Source organism: Nocardia sp. X0981 (assembly GCF_977089955.1).
Genome location: NZ_OZ372435.1, coordinates 2,874,065 through 2,891,775, shown reverse-complemented (window position 1 = coordinate 2,891,775; position 17,711 = coordinate 2,874,065). Strand labels below are relative to the sequence as shown.

General features: G+C 67.1%; 12 protein-coding genes. All 12 read right to left on the bottom strand.

What is annotated here, in order from left to right:
* Window positions 1-5: 5 nt before the first annotated feature.
* The 12 genes from eccE to eccA all read right to left on the bottom strand — a co-directional run bounded on the left by eccE (window position 6) and on the right by eccA (window position 17,265).
* Window positions 6-1,733, bottom strand: coding sequence for a type VII secretion protein EccE (eccE, locus tag ACYR7D_RS12595; protein WP_459549696.1), 1,728 nt, complete (start codon window positions 1,731-1,733; stop codon window positions 6-8).
* Window positions 1,730-3,085 carry a type VII secretion-associated serine protease mycosin gene (mycP, locus tag ACYR7D_RS12590; protein ID WP_459549695.1) on the bottom strand — a complete coding sequence of 452 codons (1,356 nt, stop codon included), beginning with the start codon at window positions 3,083-3,085 and terminating at the stop codon, window positions 1,730-1,732. The genes eccE and mycP overlap by 4 nt, the downstream gene beginning before the upstream one ends.
* Window positions 3,085-4,623 (bottom strand): type VII secretion integral membrane protein EccD, encoded by a 1,539-nt coding sequence (gene eccD / locus ACYR7D_RS12585; RefSeq protein ID WP_459549694.1) that lies wholly within the window; start codon window positions 4,621-4,623, stop codon window positions 3,085-3,087. The genes mycP and eccD overlap by 1 nt, the downstream gene beginning before the upstream one ends.
* A complete protein-coding gene (locus tag ACYR7D_RS12580; RefSeq protein WP_459549693.1) occupies window positions 4,620-6,332 on the bottom strand; it encodes an AAA family ATPase in 1,713 nt (570 codons plus the stop codon). The genes eccD and ACYR7D_RS12580 overlap by 4 nt, the downstream gene beginning before the upstream one ends.
* A 30-nt stretch (window positions 6,333-6,362) precedes the next feature.
* A complete protein-coding gene (locus ACYR7D_RS12575) occupies window positions 6,363-7,199 on the bottom strand; it encodes an ESX secretion-associated protein EspG (protein ID WP_459549692.1) in 837 nt (278 codons plus the stop codon).
* A gap of 49 nt (window positions 7,200-7,248) precedes the next feature.
* Complete coding sequence (locus ACYR7D_RS12570; RefSeq protein ID WP_459549691.1) at window positions 7,249-7,551, bottom strand: hypothetical protein; 303 nt, start codon at window positions 7,549-7,551, stop codon at window positions 7,249-7,251.
* Between the two features lie 48 nt (window positions 7,552-7,599).
* Window positions 7,600-8,016, bottom strand: coding sequence for a hypothetical protein (locus tag ACYR7D_RS12565; RefSeq protein WP_459549690.1), 417 nt, complete (start codon window positions 8,014-8,016; stop codon window positions 7,600-7,602).
* 35 nt (window positions 8,017-8,051) lie between these two features.
* Window positions 8,052-9,383, bottom strand: coding sequence for a PPE domain-containing protein (locus ACYR7D_RS12560; RefSeq protein WP_459549689.1), 1,332 nt, complete (start codon window positions 9,381-9,383; stop codon window positions 8,052-8,054).
* A 48-nt stretch (window positions 9,384-9,431) separates the two neighbouring features.
* Window positions 9,432-9,767: a hypothetical protein gene (locus ACYR7D_RS12555; RefSeq protein ID WP_459549688.1), complete on the bottom strand. Its 336-nt coding sequence runs from the start codon at window positions 9,765-9,767 to the stop codon at window positions 9,432-9,434.
* A gap of 108 nt (window positions 9,768-9,875) precedes the next feature.
* Window positions 9,876-13,886, bottom strand: coding sequence for a type VII secretion protein EccCa (gene eccCa / locus ACYR7D_RS12550; RefSeq protein WP_459549687.1), 4,011 nt, complete (start codon window positions 13,884-13,886; stop codon window positions 9,876-9,878).
* Entirely contained in the window at window positions 13,883-15,421 is a 1,539-nt protein-coding gene (gene eccB, locus ACYR7D_RS12545; RefSeq protein ID WP_459549686.1) for a type VII secretion protein EccB, read from the bottom strand. Before eccB ends, eccCa begins: the two co-directional genes overlap by 4 nt.
* A 119-nt stretch (window positions 15,422-15,540) precedes the next feature.
* The gene (gene eccA, locus ACYR7D_RS12540) at window positions 15,541-17,265 is read right to left on the bottom strand and encodes a type VII secretion AAA-ATPase EccA (RefSeq protein ID WP_459549685.1); all 1,725 of its coding nucleotides are present in this window, start codon (window positions 17,263-17,265) and stop codon (window positions 15,541-15,543) included.
* Between the last annotated feature and the right edge of the window lie 446 nt (window positions 17,266-17,711).

Genomic DNA, 17,711 nt, shown 5'->3' with positions numbered 1-17,711 from the left:
CCTAGTCAACGGGTGGGATATCCATGGGGCCGGGTCACCGGAACCGTACGTTCGGAATAGCCCGGAGGCGCGGTGACCGTCGGCGGCCGGTCGCTGTGATCGAAGTAGCGGGTCTCCCCGCGTGGCTCGACCAGGTTCACCCGGACCGTACGCATCGGGATCCGTACGTCCAGCTGTGTCTCACCGACCTGCTCGATCGCCAGATCCACCGATCCGCGCCGGGGACTGCCCGGATCACTGATAGAAACCGTGGTCGGCGCCGCGGAAGCCTGGGGCGGCAGCTGATCGAACACCGCGATGGTGGCCTCCGCGCCCGGCTCCGCGTCTCCGTCACCGGCAAGCCGCAGCGATCTGGTGTCGCCTACGGCGCTGACCAGATGCTGCCAGCGCTGCGGGCGGTTGGTGTGCACTTCGATATCGGCGCCCACAACGGTGGCGCGCAATACCAGCTGCTGCGCCACCGGCAGCAATGCCTGCACGTCGACCTTCCGCCGCCGCGGATTGTAGCGAGCGGGATCGTAGAGAGGCAAGGCCAGCTGATGGCGCGGCTGGCCGTTGATCGCGCCGAGGATCTGACCGTTCGGTCCGATGGCCACCGACAGTCCGGCGGACACCTCGGCCGGTGCCTCCTCCACGGTCCGCTCGTCCCGGGTCAGTGCCCGCACCGAGCTACCTGTGGGCAGCGTGGCGGACAACGCCAGCGACTGACGACCGGGCAGTCGCCGTAGATAGTCCGGTAGTGCTTCGTTCATGGCGGGCCCGATATAGCGGACCACGGCCCGGGGCCCGTCGGAACCGGAAAGGCTGACCACCAGCGTGGTGCGACCGCTGTTCCAGGTCCAGCAGTCGTCGAGCCCCGATTCGTCCAGCTCGGACCAGTCGATTCCGAAACTGGTGACGAAACGACCCGGAACCGAGGTCTTCAGGCAATCCCAGCGCTCGGTGAGATCGGTCAGCTCGGCGCCGGCATGCAGCAACCGGGTGGCGTCCGCCACGGCCACCGCGGGGAGCGGATGCGCGGCCACCCCGCGCTCACGTAATCGCCCGGCGATCCGGTGCGCGGCCGTGGCAAGGGTTTTCGGAGCGACCACCGCGCACGGCCCCCGCCGGGTGAGGGCCCGCAGATTGCACTCCTGATCCAACCGGAGCACCAGCCAGGTCAACCGGTTACCCACCACCGGATGCGAGCCGATGAGCTGGTCGTAGAGCATGCTGTAGCTACCCGCCGAGCGCACCCGCTGACCGGTGGTGACGATATCGATATCGATCGAGATCCCGTAGTGGTCGAGCATCGGCAGCAGACTCTCCACCGCGACCGTGTCCTCGGTGTAGATGGTCTGTTCGGCGATCACCGTCGGCAGATCGAGGTTCGGTGCGAGCTGGATCATGGCGATCAGCACATCGCCTTCCTCGATGATCCCGCAGACACCGGCCGGAACCTCGATATCGCGCACCGGTAGCGGCTCGGCCAACCGGGCCGCCCGGGCAGACCGTCCGGCGCGGAAGGCGAGCCAGTCGAGAGACCAGCGCACGGGTGTCCGGCCCTTGACCGGCACCACCACCAGCAGGAGCAGCCCCGCGAGGACCAGGCCCGCACCCCACAGCGGTAGGTACGCGGATAATCCGGCCACCACCACACTGCCTCCGATCGCCATCACCGCGAACGGGCCGCGCTCGATCCCGGCGACCCGGCGATGCGGCACGCGCACCGCCCTTTCCGCAGTCACCGTCACTGCCGCCTCCGCCGCACGTTCACGCCATAGGTCGCGCCCGCGCCGATCAGCACCGACGCCACGATCACGATCCCGGCGGTGATACCGGGTTTGCCATCCGGCGGACGTGGTGGTGGCGGCAGTTCCAGTGGTGCCGCCTGGAACAGACCGTCCGGAGGGTCGGGCGGGGTGCGGTAACTCAGGGCCCTGATCGGATCGATCACACCCGCGCCGACCATATTGTCGATACCGCGGGCCGGGGCGTGCGCGCTCGCGGTGAGCCGCGCCGTGATCTCCGCGGGCGTCTCGTGCGGGTACCGGGAGCGGATCAGAGCGGCGACACCGGCGGTGTAGGCCGCGGCGAACGAGGAGCCGCCGACCGGCTGGAGTTTATCGGGCGAACCCACTCCGTTGATCAGGCCGGTGCTCCCGGGACCCAGCGATTCGATACTGGTACCGGGCGCGGCCACGGTCACCCAGGGACCCAACAGCGACTGATCGGTGGGGCCGCCGTGCGCCGTGGTGAAGCCGACGGTCATCACCGATTCGCTGAAAACCCCCGGTACCGAAGCGGTTTTCACGTACTTCCAGTTGCGCGGGTCCGCGGGGCGGGCGGGATCGAAATCCGGATTCTGCTCGCAGTTGTCCGCATCGGAGTCACCGGCGCCGGTGATGATCATGGCACCGCGGGTGTGCACCGCGTAACCCACCGCCTCGGCGACCGTGCCGAGGTCCACCCCCGAATCGACCGGAATACAGACGGGCAGCGGTACGGCGATGATCCCCGCCCCCAGATTGGCCGCGTGCGTGATCGCCCGCGCCAGTGTGCGCACGTCCATCGCCATCCGCTCCCGCCGGTCCCCGGAGGTGCGTTCGGGACGGAACGCGTTGGAGCGGTAGCGGATGGAGAGGATCCGGGCGTCGGGCGCCACACCGGTGAAACCATCCGCGGGATCGGCGGCCCCGGCGATGATCCCGGCGATCAGGGTGCCGTGCGCGTCACAGTCCTGGAGCCCGTCGCCGCCCGGAAGCACGTAGTCCCCGCCCGGAGCCAGATTCGGCAATCGTGGATGCGGCGACACCCCGCTGTCCACCACGGCGACCGTCACACCCGCCCCGCGGCTCAGAGTCCGCGCATCGGCCAGGTTCAGCGCCAGTTCCGAGGGCGGGGTGCGGGAAATATCCGTATTCTCCAGCACGCCCGTGGCCAGACAGCCGCTGTCCTGTTTCATGGGCTGCTCCGGCCCCGGCGGACCGTCCGGTGGCGCCACCCCCACCACCACCTCCGGTGGTACCAGCGCGGCGGCGGGTGCGGCGCCCGTACTCAGCACGAGTACGGCCAGTGCCGCCGCCGCGGCTCTGCCCAGTGCCATCAGATTCCTCGCATGGCGGTGTAGACCCCCATGATCCAGAAGGCGATCACAGGAACCACGAGGATCAAGGCGTACTCGATGAGGTCGATGATCCGGCGGGTGACCGGGGTGAGCCGCTTACCGGGCAGGCGCAGCGCCGCGGCCAGTGCCCCGCAGGCGATAACGGCCACCACGAGCACCACCGACAGGCGCGCGAAAGAACTGCCGTACGCCGTCACCAGGACCGCCGCGACCCCGAGCACGGTGATCGCCGAGCCGGCTACCAGCGCTATCGCCTGGATACGATCCGGATACCAGCGGGATCGCATGGCCAGGATGCCGGCGACCGCCACTCCCATCACGATCTCACGGATTCCGCCGGGACTCACCGCCGCACAGATCACCGTCGATACCGACAGCAGTCCGGAGATGGCCACGATGAGACCCCGCAGGCTGGTGACCGCCAGCCGCGCCCGGCTTTCGATACCGGCTTCGTGACGGCGGCGCGACTGTTCGTCGGCCGCGGCGTCCTCGGCGTTCTGCTCCACATCGCGGTGGGTTTCGGCATCGAAGATATCGGTCAGCGTGGCCGGATTGACCTCGTTGCCCGGGTCCGGCAGATCGGGCGGCCGGATCCGGGCGATCAACACCGCGATCCGGGGCGCCAGGGTGAGCAGCACCAGACCGGCGAATACCGCACCGCCGGCGACCTGACGGGTCACCAGGTCGAAATAGGTCAGCGGCAGTACCGCCGCCGTCACGGTGATACCGAGTACGGCGATGCTCATCAGCGTGGCGATACCCGATCCGGTCAACCGCATCATCGCCATGGCCGCCACCGCGGTGACCACCGCGCCCGCCGCGATATTGGCCGGGGCGAAGGGCCCCGGTTCCCCGTAGGCGGGCGGCACCAGCATGGCACTGCCCGCGAACAACAACGGAATCGCCGCGAGTGCCGCGCCCAGCGAGATCCGCCGGGCCGCGCCGCTGCCCCGGATGGCGACGGCCGCCCCCCAGCACAGCATGCCGAGCAGTAGCGCCGGCAGTCCGCACCACAGCAGCGATCCGGTCTGTGTCCAGGTCCAGGACAACAGGGTGGCGATCCCCACCGCTCCGATTCCGAAGACACCCAGGCCCACGACGGCGGCGGTCTCGGAATCGAATTCGGCGAATTCGCGCTCGTTGATCAGGGCCAGCGCATCGGTGATGTCCTCGACCACGGGTGTGAACACCTCGGCCGATTCGACCGGCGCCAGCATGAGCACCGTACCGTCGACGATGTCGTGATCGCCCAGGCTGCGCCAGCGCGGAATCGGCGGCTCACCCGGCCGGGCGAGGCTCCATTGCCCCTGCGGTGGCGTGAAATCCACCTCTTCGTCGCCGATGGCGTTGGCCAGTACGGCCACCAGATCATCGATGAAGGTTTCCACGGTGAACTTGGTCGGCACCACGACGTCCACCTGATAGGTGGCGACCATGACGGCGACCCGGGCCCGGGCCACCTCCGCCGGCGCGGCACCGCCCGCCGGAGAGGGCGGTGCCGTCTGCACAGCGGTCACCGCATATCTCCGTGGTGACCGCGCGACGGCTCGGCGACGTAGCCGGGGAAGTCGTCGGCCAAACCGGCCGCGAGCTCTTCGAATGCCAGCACGGTGTCCTTCTCCAGCATCCGCAGATCGATCTCGCCGCCTTCAGCGAGGTGCGGGTCGAAAGGAATTTGTATGGTGGGTCGCTGCGCCGAGGCGAACAGTTTCTCGATGGCCTCGATGTCCACGGTGGGTTTGACCGGATGCTGCCGCACGATCGCGACCACCGAGGAGGCGATCAGATGATCGAAACCGTGCGAGCTGAGCCAGTTCAGCGTGGCCACGGCACCGGTCACCCCGCCGACCGTCGCGGGCGTCACGACCACCACCGCGTCGCTGGTGCGCAGCACGGTATTGGTCGACGAATCCAGCACCCCGGTTCCACAGTCGACCACCAGCAGATTGTAATGGCGGCGCAGAATCTCCACGCCCTGCTGGTATTCGCTGCCGGTCAGTGCCTCGGCCGCGTCGGTGTTCCACGGGGACGCGACCACCGCGAGGTCGGCGGTGTTCACCGCGGTATAGGAATGAACCGCGGAAAACGAATCCAACCGGGCCCCGGCCTGCGCGAGATCCCGCAGCGACAGGCCGAACTGGTGCCGGGCCGTCCGGCTGGAGAGGTCCCCGAAATCCGGGTTGGCGTCGATGGCGACCACTCGATCGGGCCGCAGCTTCGCGAAGGTCGAGCCGAGACCGGCCGCGGTGGTGGTGCGGCCGACGCCGCCCTTCACGCTCACCACCGCGATCTGGTAGGGCGCGGTGAGCTGACGGCGGATCCGGGTCCGCCGGTTCTCGGCCCGCTGTTCGGCCGGGGAGAGGCCCAGATTGAAGCCGACCTTGTTGAGCGCTCCGCGTACGCCCTTTTCCGAGCGCAGATGTGCCTGGCGCACGGCGGCGATCTCGGCGAGCAGTTCCGCCGAGGCCAGCGCGGGCGGCAGCACCTCGATGCGGCCGGTGGAGTCGTAGGCGGGGCGATGGATCCGATCGGGCACATGCGAGTTCTCGGCGGCGGCCTGCGCGGGAGGCACGGCGGTGGGCCCACCACCGGGGACCGCGGAATAGCCGCCGAACCCCTGCTGTCCCGTCGCCGGGTCCGCGGCCGGTGGATACGCGACGGCCGGACCCGGCTGGGTGACACCGGCCGCCGGTGTGGCCGTGCTCTGTTGAGTGCCGGTCCAGGCGTCCCCGGCGCCGGAGGCCTGCTCCGGCGGCGGGGCGGGGGCGCCGGTCGGCGGCGGAGTGGTCACGCTCTGCGATCCCTGCTGCTGTTTACGCGCTATCGCCTGCCGCTCTTCTTCGGCCGCCTGCTCGTATGCGGTGGCCGCACGTTGCCGCAACTCGTCCAGATCACCGCCGGCGGCGTTCTGCGGCTCGGGTGCGGTCTGCGGGGGGATGGGAGGTGGCGGCGGTGGGGAAACCGCGGCCGGTGTAGCGATGCTCGGCGCGGCCCCGGAAGGCGGGGGCACGGAGGCGGCCGGGCCCGCCTGGTCGGCACCGGTCGCCGGCGCGCCGGTGGGTTCGGGTTGTGCGGCGGAGGAGGAGGCTTCGGAGGTGGGAGCGCCGGACGTGCTCACCGCCGCGCCCCCCTCGGGACGTTGTTCGAGCTGCGCGAAATAGGCGTCGTAACCACCCTTGGCGAGCGCCGCGGAGGCGTCACCGTTCGTTGTCGGTGCCCGGTTCATTTCACCGTCCTCTCATCCAGCACTGGAACGTCAACCGGTGCGCGCGGTATCGAACCAGCTATGGCCGGGCAGCAGCTCGACCAGAGCGTTGATACCACTCTGCAGGGCGAGGTCGTCACCGGGGCGGAAAGCCGACCGGGTCTGTCCGTCCATGGCCCTGCTGGGCGTCACCACGAACCGTCCCGAAAGTGTATCCACCACACTCATGCAGATGCCGAAATCCACGGAGCGGACCTCACCGTCCCGATGTTCGATCATCAGCACCTCGGCACGCCGGACTATCTCGTCCATCGCCCGGGTGAGCACGGCCGCGGTACGCGGTGTCGCACCGAGTTCCCGCAGCGCCGCCGGCCGTTCGTCCGGGTCCAACGGGATATCGTCGAGCTCCGCGGTCGGCAGGACGAACGGGTCGAAATTCAGCACCGGATAATTACCCAGCGCGGATTTCAGCACCTCTGCCAGGGTATTCAGTTGTGTGCCCTCGTGGAAAACCGACTGGATGATGATTTCGTCGTCGCACCGTACGGCCAGCACATGATCCCCGCCCGCGCGCACCAGCGATATACGCAACATGGTGGGGGTGTGTCCGCCGCGACCGTTGTCGATTACGCGCACCACCAGTTCGGTATCCGGCCGGTGCAGGGCGCGCAGCCAGCCGGCCACCACCGGATGAACCTCGTCACCGGTGATGATTCCCGCGTCGGTGAGTTGTTCCTTGACGACCTTCCATACCCGATCCCGGTCGGTGAGCCGGTAGATATTCGGATAGATGGCGAGCACGGTGGGGTAGCTGTCGATGCCGACCATGTCCTGCAGGACAAGGGCGGCATCGACATTCAGATCGATCGAGACCGGATCGGTATCCAATCTGTCCGCTCACCGCTTCCCGCCGCGAAAACCGGTCGTCGCGGCCGATCTAGATGACGCCACGGAACCAATCGGCGACGGCCCGGTCGACATTGTCGACGTCACCACCCTTGGTACCCACCTGGATGATCTTCTGGTTGAGACCGGCCAGGCTGGCCTGGAATGCCTCCAGGCGCTGATCGAACACCCGGGAAACCGTTTCGTACTCACCGGCACCGGTGCCCTCGTAGATACTCAGGATCTCGGTCTTGCACTGCTTGATCTCGACAGCGAGATCCTGCAGGTGGCTGACCACGGCCGTGGTCATCTCCGTGAGCCCGCTGATCCCGCTGTAATCGAGCCGAATAGCCATGGAATTACGCCTTTCGAATAGTGGCTTGGGGTGTCGGCTACGAACCGATCAGAAAGCGAGGTTGACCTTCGACATATCACGGTTTCCGACCTGCTCGGCGCCATTGTTGGCCCAAGAATCTGTGGCCGTTCCGGCGTTGACCACTCCGTCCAAACCTTCGTTGGCCGCGTTGACCAGGCCAGCGGCTTCCAGTTCCGCGCCCTCGGTTTTCAGGCCGGCGTTGTTCATCGCCTCCATGATCTTGTTGAGCGTCTCGGCCAGCTTGCCACCGGTCTCGAACGCGTTACCCAGTGCGTTGTAGACCGCGAGCTGGATCTGACCCTCGGCCACACCCCGGTAATCGTGCTGGATACCACTCAATTGCCTGAGGCCCTGCTCGAGCAGACCGAGGCTGGCTGCCGTCTTGTTGACACCCGAGCTCATGCTCGAGATGTCAGCATTCAAAATGCCACCGTTTCCGGCCATTTCGGCGCTCCTTCCGGAGGTAGTGCCCGAGATGCTTACCCTCGGGTCTTTCGTTCATTGTCGCTTTCCGCCTCGTCGTCGAGGCGGTCGAGCACTCCCACCAGTGAGGAGTCCACCAGCAACTCCTCGCCGGGTTCGTCCTCCTGGTATTCGATGACACCGATCGCCGGGGGGCGTTCGAGAACCGGTACCTCGAACTGCTCGCCGGGGGTGAAAACCTTTCCCGGCCTGTCTTCCTCTTCCTTCCTGCGTCGCCGCATCCGCGCCGTGGGCGCGGAAACCCGTTTGGGAACATTGCGGGCCGGAGCCGCGCTGGGCGCCCCGGTGGAAGCGCCGAATGGGGTGCCGGCACCCGGCGCCCAACCGCCCGGCATCCGGAAACCCGTGGTGACACCGGGCATGGAGCCGATACCACCGCGCGTCATACCGAGAGCGACGAGACTGCCGACACCGCCGCCGAGCCCCGCGAGAGTGGGTGAGGTCGGCGAAGTACCGAACAGCGCGTCTCCGGCCGGGTAATCCAGCCCGTATCCGTCCGTGCCCGGCCCGAATGCGGGATCGGCGCCCAGCGACTGACCGAGATCGGTCAACCCCTGCTCCGGCCCGGCTTGCGACGGGCCCAGATCCGGCCCGGGATCCGGCCCGGGATCACCACCGCCACCACCGCTGTCCCCCGTCGATTGCGGACCGTCACCCGTGGGGTGCTGGGGTCCGTCACCGACCGTATTGTTCGGACCATCCGTGAGATAGGGGCTGTCCGGACCGTTTTTCATCAGATCTTGTAACGGGCCGGTGATATCCGGTGCCGTCGGCGGTGGAACCCCGCCCGGTAGGGCGATGGGCGGCGGCGCGGTGATCGGGGTCGCCAGCAGCAGATCCATCACCTGCAGCGCCCCGTCGTCGTAGAAATCCATCGCCGCGGCGGCCTGTGCTCGAAGGCGCTCATAGTCCGCTTCGGCCGCGGCCGCCAGCCCCATGGCGATACTGTTGAACGGCGTCCCCGCTGTGGCCACCGCGGCCATCTTGGTGCTCGTGCGTAGCGCTTCGTTCGCCTCGATCTCGAGCATCGAGGGCATGAGCGCACCGACCGCTCGGTGCAGCTCCGCGGCGCCACGTGCGATGTCGGAGAGGAACTTCGCCACCGCCGCTTGCTGCCGCACCCACTGGGTGTGCTCGCCGAACGCCCGCTGGGCGCTCTGGGCGCTCAGCCCACCCCACGCCTCGGCCATGGCTGCCAGAAGACCGTCCGTGCCCGAGGCGCTGGTGTTCAGTGCCTCCCCCACACCTTCATAGGCTGATCTGGCGTTGTCGAGCGGCACAGTGCCCGGCCCGCTGTCATAGAGGGAACGCACGGCTTTGGGCCCCATAGCCGCATATAAAAAACCCAGCATGACAACCGCTCCGACCGTATGTCGTCAGCCGCCGTGAACCGCGGGTTCGATCACGGCGCCGGCGGCGCCGACCGCTGCTCCGGCTGCTCCGTCTTCGATCTCGAAGACCATACTCGCCTTGGTCGAGGCGTCACTGCCGCGCAGCTTCTCGACGACTCCGGCATCGAGCATGCCGTAATACGCCTCCTTCACGATCTGGAAGCCCGCCGCCATCAGAACGCCCGGGATATGAGGGCCGGTGGGCCCCGCGCCGGCGAACGCTCCGGTCGTGGCCAGCGCCGAGACCAGGGAGGACTCCTGCACCGACATTCTGCCGCTGAGCGCCGAAACGTCGGATGGCTGATTCAGGAATTGGACCATCGATGACTCCGATCGACCGTTGTCTTATCCGCATCAGAGCGGTACACCAAGAACGCTAAGCTATCCCCATTACTGGGGAGTCCCGCTCATCGGACGAATTCCGGATACTCATTCGGGCCGCCACGCCGCCTGCACCAGATCCTTGCGCGAATGCAGTGGTTCGACCAGAACACCCCGTCCCACCGGCTGTTTGGTCGCTCGCACATCGCCGATGAGGGTGCCGTCGAACTTCGTACCGTCCATGATCAGGCCCGGGGCGTTCACATTCTTGATCTGCCCCAGCACGTTGTCGAACAGGGCGGAATCCGCCTGGGCGATATTACGCGCCGCGATCACGTGCAGACCGGTATCGCGGCCGTCGACGATGAGCTCCTTGAGCGGGTCGAGCGGATTGAGCTGCCCGCGTTGGACGACCATATGGTAATCATCGATCACCACGAAGATCTCCGGGCCGCTCCACCAGGAACGCTCCTTGAGCTGCTGGCTCGTGACATCATCCGGCGGGCGGCGAGTACGCATCTTCTGCACGAAGGGCGGAAGATTCACCTCGAGATCGCGGGCGCTGGTCAAGTAGCCCACCATCTGCTCGGGCGGTAGCGCGTCCATGTGGTGGCGCCGGTAGTCGATGAGCAGTACCCGGGCCTCGTCCGCGGTGAACCGGGTGCGAATGGACTCCAGCAACGCGTCGATCACCGTCGACTTCCCGCACCCGGTGCTACCGAGAACGACGAAATGCGTCGCCGTCCCGAAATCGACGGTGGCGGGAGCCAGATCGGATTCCCGGATACCGAAGGGGATGACGAGCCGTTCGGCCAGCGTGGTCGGGCGCGGCATCCGCTGCAGCACCTCCGGCATGGTGACCTGATTCGGCAGCAAGCGGACCTCGGGCGCCCGGCGCCCCGAGAAGGTCTGGTTCAGCTGGGCGATCGCGGCGTTCAACCCCGCTGCCGCGGAGTCGGAGTCACCGTTACCGTCGATACGGGGAAGCGCGGTGAGCATATGCAGGGCTTCGCTGGAGATACAGCGGCCCGGCCGATTCGGCGGGACGGCCGCCACCACGGCCCGATGCGCGTTGAACGCGGTATCGGTGAGATCACCGAGTCGCATCTCCAGGCGGGTCTGCAGCAGATCCTTGACCGCCGGCCGGATCGCGGCCCAGCGCGAACTGCTGACCACCAGGTGGATCCCGTAGTTCAGGCCCTGCAGCGCGATGGATTCCATGGTGGGCATGTACTCGTCGTAGAACGGCCCGTTGATGGCGAAGCCGATATCCCAGCCGTCCACCACCACGAACACATCACCGTGGTTGTCCCCGTAGGAAGTGAGCTCGGCGGATCCTTCCGGTGTGGCACGGCGCCGCCGGAACTCGCGCATCGAATCGATACGCAGATGGTCGAACAGCGCCTGCCGAGAGGCCATCAGATTGCGCAGCAGAGCGAAGGTACGCCGGATCCGGTCCACATCCCGCGCCGCCGCGACGGCACCGACATGGTGAAGGTCGCGCAGCGCGGACAAACCACCGGAGAAGTCGAGGCAGTAGAACTGGACCTGCTCCGGAGTGTGAGTGAGCGCGGCGGAGAGAACCAGCGACTGCAATGCCGTCGATTTCCCGGACTGCGGTCCACCGACCACGGCCACATGGCCGCCCGCGCCCGACAGATCCACCGCCCAGACGTCCTGGCGCTGCTGACGGGGCTTGTCGATAACCGCCCACGGCAACCGCAGGGTGCCCGGCTCCACGGCATTGATCATCCGGTCCAGAGTCGGGGGCACACCCAGCGGGGGCAACCACATCCGGTGCGCCGGGCGCCCGTGCCGCGCGAATTGCTGCAGCACGGTTTCCATAACGGTGATCGGTTCGCCCTCGGTCTCCTCGGGTTCGACCACGCGCACCGGCTCCACCACCGGCGCCGGACGGGATTCGGCGATATGGGCGGCGGTGAATCGCTGCGGTGGCCGGTACCCGCCACCGGGGCGACGCGCCCGCTGCGCACTCGACGCGGTGGTCTGCGCCGGAGGGGTGTACGGCGCGCCGACATAGGCGGCCTGGAACCGCTGCAGATCACCGGCGCCCACACGCAGATAGCCCGACCCCGGTTTCTTGGGCAGGTGATAGGCGTCGGCGGTGCCGATGGCATCGCGGGAGTCGCTGGTCTGGTTGGTGCGCAGCGCGATCCGGTACGACAGGTGCGCCTCGAGCTCACCCATCCGGTTCGCCGGCACCTTCTGCGAGGAGAGCAACAGGTGGATACGCAGCGACCGGCCCAGCCGGCCGATGGCGACGAACAGCTTGGAGAACGAGGGATGCTGTTCGAGCAGTTCGGCGAATTCGTCGAGGATGATCAGCAGGGTGGGCAGCGGTTCCAGCTGCGCCCCTTGTTCCCGTGCTTTCTCGTAGTCGGCGACGCTGGCGAAATTTCCGGCGTCACGCAGAATGCGCTGCCGCCGCGCCATCTCACCGTTGATGACGTCTTCCATACGGGTGACGAGATCGGCTTCCTCCTCCATATTCGTCACCACCGCGGTGACATGGGAGAGCCGATCGAACCCGAGGAAGGTCGCACCACCTTTGAAGTCGACGAGCAGCAGGTTCAGCACATCCGGAGAATGCGAGGCGATCGCGGAGAGCACCAGGGTGCGCAGGAATTCCGATTTACCCGAGCCGGTCGCGCCGATGCACATACCGTGCGGGCCCATACCCTCTTCGGCGGATTCCTTGATGTCCAGGTACACCACCTGGCCGGTGGGATCGTGGCCGAAGGGGATGTTCAACCGGTTGCGGTCGGCATCGCGGCGTACCGGCCACTGCTGGTCCACCCGGATATTGCCCGGATCGCTGATTCCGACCATATCCTCCCAGGAGGTGCTACCGCTGGCCTGTTCGGCGGCAACCGCCTCGACCACCGTGGAGAGCCGGTACGGGGAGATGCTGCGGGCCAGCGCGGTGGCCTGGGGGATCGACATGGCATCGGCCGAGCCGACCAATCGGCTACCGCGCGGTGTCTTCTCCTCGAGTGTGCGATCGGCGGTGACGGTGAATCGCAAGGAGCGCGGTAGCGATTGCTCCGATTCCCCCAGGCGCAGCCAGGTGCAGCCGTCGATACCGGAGATATCGCGGTCGGTGTTGGCGCCACCGGATTCCACGATCAGCACGAAATGCGATTTGTCCAGCGCTGGTTCGTTGTTCGCCGAGAAGGGGCCGCGGTTGAGCCCGGCGAGCACCTTCGTGCGGAGTTCGGCGACGGTCCGGTAGACCATACGACTCGACCCGATCGCATCGGTCTCGGACGGGTGCTGGGTATGCGGCAACCATTTCAGCCAGGCCCATTCCGGCCCGTCCGGGTCGTTGAGGACCGCGGCGACCGCCACCTGATCGGGACCGTGCAATACCACGATCTCCGCGATCATGGCCCGCGCCAGGCCCGCGACCGCCTCCGCGTCGCCGTCCAGGCCGACCAGCGGCGCCGAGAGCAGGTTGATCGCCACCGGCATACCCCCGACCGTGGAATAGGCCTTGGCGAACCGGGTCAGCTCGACGACACCCACCGGATCGAGGTCGGAGGTCGGCGCCGCCTCCGGCACGATCACCCGCACCTGATTGGCGATCCGCCCGCGCCCCATCCGGACCCGGAGGAACTGCGGGTTGGCGACCTGCACCTCCCACATCCGCTTACCGCCGACCAGGCGGCTCAGTCCCGCCGGCCCCGGATGGGTGTAGGAGAGATACTCGTAGAGCTCGGTTTCGGCCTCGTGCACCGTTTTGCGGTTCTCGGTGATCGAGCGCAGATAGTCCTTGCGTTCCTCGTTCAGCCCGGCGGCGGTGCTGTTGGCTCCCCCGGCACCGCCCAGGGTGCCGCCGAGCATGCCGAACATCGACACGATCATCATCATGGGGAACATCAACATCATCGGCGACATGGCGCGGCCGCCGGAGAACATCATCGCCATCATGCCGACCATGGCCGCCACCATGATCACCGGCATGATCATCTTGAGCTTCGACATCGGCACCGGGCGCGGCAGCTCGGTGGGCGGCTGCAACCGCAGTTCGGTGACGGCGGGAGCCTTGGGGCCGCGCACCATACGGGCCGGGCGGACGAACCGGCGGGTCGCGGTCATTTGTCTCTCGTCATCTGCACACCGGACAAATTCGTCGGTATCCCATCGTGCTGGATCATGGCGTCGCCGACCGAGAGGGTGGGCCCCACCGCGAAGAGGGAGACGATACTCCACGGCGCGGTCACCGGCTCGCGGAGCGCGAGCGCGGTCAAGGTCGGATCGTTCTTACCCCCGGAGGCCATATTGGCCCCGATGCCGTAGCGTACGCCGCTGTCGGAGATCCAGTACAGCGATTCCCGCAGCGGTGACCCCGCCTCGGAGCCGGTCACCTGTACGAACTTCCCGGAGGTACGGGGCAGATAGGCGTAGTCGGCCGTCGCGCCGCCGGACCACGGTGCCGTGACGAGCTGCACGGTCCGGCCCTGCTCCTGTTTGGAGAGCGGAAGTTGCCGACCGAACAGCAGCCGGGTGTGCGCGTTCGGGTCGTTGCCGGTGCGCGACCAGTGATAGCAGGTCACCAGATCGCGGATGGGGTCCAGGATCTCCACCGGCGCGGTCGGATAGGTCGCCGTTCCCGGCCAATCACCCGGGCGCAGATTCGCCGCGGCGACATCCGGGCTGATGGTGCTCGAGGCAACCGAACCGTGCGAATTGGCATTGCGCACGATCGAGGCCAGCACCGGGCTCACCCGGACCAGACCGGAATTCGACACCAGGTAGTAGGTAGCCGGCTGGTTCGGGGTGGATACGGTGACGATGGAGCCCACCACCGCGTCCAGAGCGGGCTTCAGGGTGGCGGGCGTTCCGGCGCCGGGCACATCCGGAACCCGGATCGGCGCGACCTCCGGTATCGCCTCCAGCAGACCCGGGGAGGCCGCGGCCACCTGCACGGTCGCATCGATCCCGAGGGCCAGCATCACCGGGGATTCGGCGAGGTTGATCTCCGCGCGGACCACGCCCTGCTCCGGATCGGAATACACCAGCCAGGTCGCGTCCTCACCACGCAACAGCCGGGCCTGGTTTCCGCGCAGTTCGTGTACCGCGTCGTCGTCCACGGTCAGCGGTCCCGCGATCGCGGTGGTGAGCACGGCGGAGCGCGAGAGGGTCGGCAATCCGGTCCGGGGATCGACCGGCGCCGCGGCACCGGTCCGGGCGGTATCACAGACGGTCCACTCGGAATCCCTTTCGGCTTCGTCGGTGATCTGTCCCGGCGCGCCGGGTATCCCGACCCAGGCGCCGCGGGGATACTTCTCGAGCTCGCTGCGGGAGACCTCCACCGGATTGGCCGCCTGACCGACGATCAACCGGGCCGAGGTGAGATTGAGCGCCGGATGCAGCCGTTCGCCGAGCTTCACATACAGCGCACCGCTGTCCTTTTCCGCGATGATCGGTGAATTGCCGACGGGTTTGGCGGGTTTGAAGAACGCCAGCACGGCGGCCCCCGCGATCCCCACGCAGGCCAGCGCCACCCCGATGGCCAGCGCGGTGGACCGGCCGCGCTGCGGATCGTCGATCATCGAGGCGTCGCGCCGCACCAGGGCGTGTTCGATCCGATGTAGCAGAAACCGCCAACCCGAAACCTGGTGCTTGGTCACCACCCGGAAGCGTGCCACCGGTATACGTTCCTTCCGCCGACCTCGGCCTCAACCTAACGCGCACCACAGAGCCGGAAACTTCCCATAATTGGGAATCCGGTAACGGAGGCCGGCCGGCGCTATTTACCGACAGGCGCCAGCCCCTGCAGGGCCGCGGTGATATCGAACGCGTCGATGGTCATGAGTTCCTCGTCGGTGAGCGAGGCGATGTCCACGTTTTCCCGGGTGAACCGGAAATCCCGCTCGGCCTCGGCGGCCTCCACCACATTGCGCACGAAACGGCCGTTACCCGCGAGGTCGATGAGCCGCCGCCCGTTCTTGCTCTGCTCGGACATCATCGTGCAGCGATCCCGCAGGACTTCACGTGCCTGGTCGGAGAGGATCGAATCCTTCTTGCCGGCGATATGGTCGGCGATCTGCACCAATTCGTCCGGATCGTAGCTGGCGAAGCGGATCCGCTTGGTGAAACGTGAGGACAGACCCTCGTTGGACTGCAGGAACCGGTCGATCTCCGCCTCGTACCCGGCGATGATCACAACCAGTTTGTCGCGGTCGTTCTCCATCCGGGCCAGCAGGGTGTCGACCGCCTCCTTACCGAAGGCATCCCCACCGGAGAGTCCCTCCTGGATCAAGGTGTACGCCTCGTCGATGAACAGCACTCCACCCAGCGCCGAATCGATCAGCGCGTTGGTCTTCGGGGCGGTGTGCCCGAGATGCGTGCCGACCATATCGTTACGCGAGGCTTCGATCACCTCCGCGTTCTCGACCACGCCGAGACCGGCGAAAATCTTGGCGATCACGCGGGCGATGGTGGTCTTACCCGTACCGGGCGGCCCGGAGAAGATCAGGTGGTTGGACCGAGAATCGACCGCCAGCCCACGCTTGGCGCGCACCTGATCCATCAGCACACCGGATTTCAGCCGGTCGACCTGCTCCTTGACCGAATCCATCCCGATCTGCGACTGCAGCAGTTTCGATGCCTCGTCCAGCAGTGCGTCCCGTTCCGCCTTGGCGGCACTGGCGGCCACCTCGGCCGGATCGTCACCGGATTTCGGATCCCAGATATTCGTACGCGAGGCGATCACCGCCGGAGTGGTGACCTCGAGCCGGAAGTTCTTGTCGCGCACCGCCTGCTGCCACTGCGGGCGGTTGGGCCACAGACCTGAACCCTGCAGGCCCTTGAGGATCTTGTCGGAGGCCTCGTGCTCGCCGTTGTGCCGCAGGATCATCCCGAGCAGGTAGTGGGCGTCGGCCCAGATATAGGAGAGGTTGCCGGACTGGCTGTCCTCCACGATCCGCTGGGCGCGGGGCAGCGCTTCGCCGAAGCGGCCGAGATGGGCCAGCGCGCTGGCCGCCATCAATTCCGCCGCGATATCGAGCAACCCGTCCTCGAGCACCGGCTTCTCCGAGCGGGCGGTGAGGACATCGGGCCAGCGACCTGTCCGGTAGAACAGCGAGAGCCGGGCGAAATCGGCGACATCGTCGCCACGTACCTCGTTAAGGATGGCCGCGGCCTCCTGCCATTCCCCACCCTCGGCATAGGAGCACGCCTGGGCAATGGCGATCTGATCACGGTCGGCCATGGCCACGCGGAGGCCGAAAACGCCGATCTCGACCTGGCACCACAGCGCCCGGTCGACCAATCCGGCACGTTGCTGATCGCGGTAGAGGTTGTGCGAGGAGCGGTAGGCACCGTAGATGACCTCGGAGGTCACCTCCCCCGCCATGGCCCGGCCGAGCCAGGCATCGCACATATCCGGATCCAGATCCGTGGCCGCTGTGAACGCCGCGCGAGCATGCTCTTCGTTGCGCACCCCACCGGCGACCAATCCCAAACTTTGCACGCCTGTGTAGAACGCATCTTCGGCCGCTGACAACTCGGACTTCCCTTCCGCCGACCCTCGCCTGCTGGCAGGGTAAGCCACGCCGGAACAGCGCGACGTCCGGGGTATTTCCCGCCGGTGGGAAGCGAGTGCACCGCAGGAGCGAATAGGTGAGGTAATCGGGACCCGCCCCGACGATCACCAGATCTCTACCCCACTTGACGCTTCAACGTTCCCACTGGTGAGCGGTACATGGATTGACGATAAAGTACTCCCCGGTTCCGTATCGCACCCCGGCACGGAACCTTCTCCGTGGCGGGCCGGTCACCGCGACCCGGGGCCGGCCGCCATACGAATAACGCGCGTACGAGGCCGGTTTCCGCTGCGCCGACAAGGAACCGGGACCACTTCCCCGAGAAGCCAATCGCCTAATAGTTTATGGAGCCGTTATTTGACGGCACGTTATT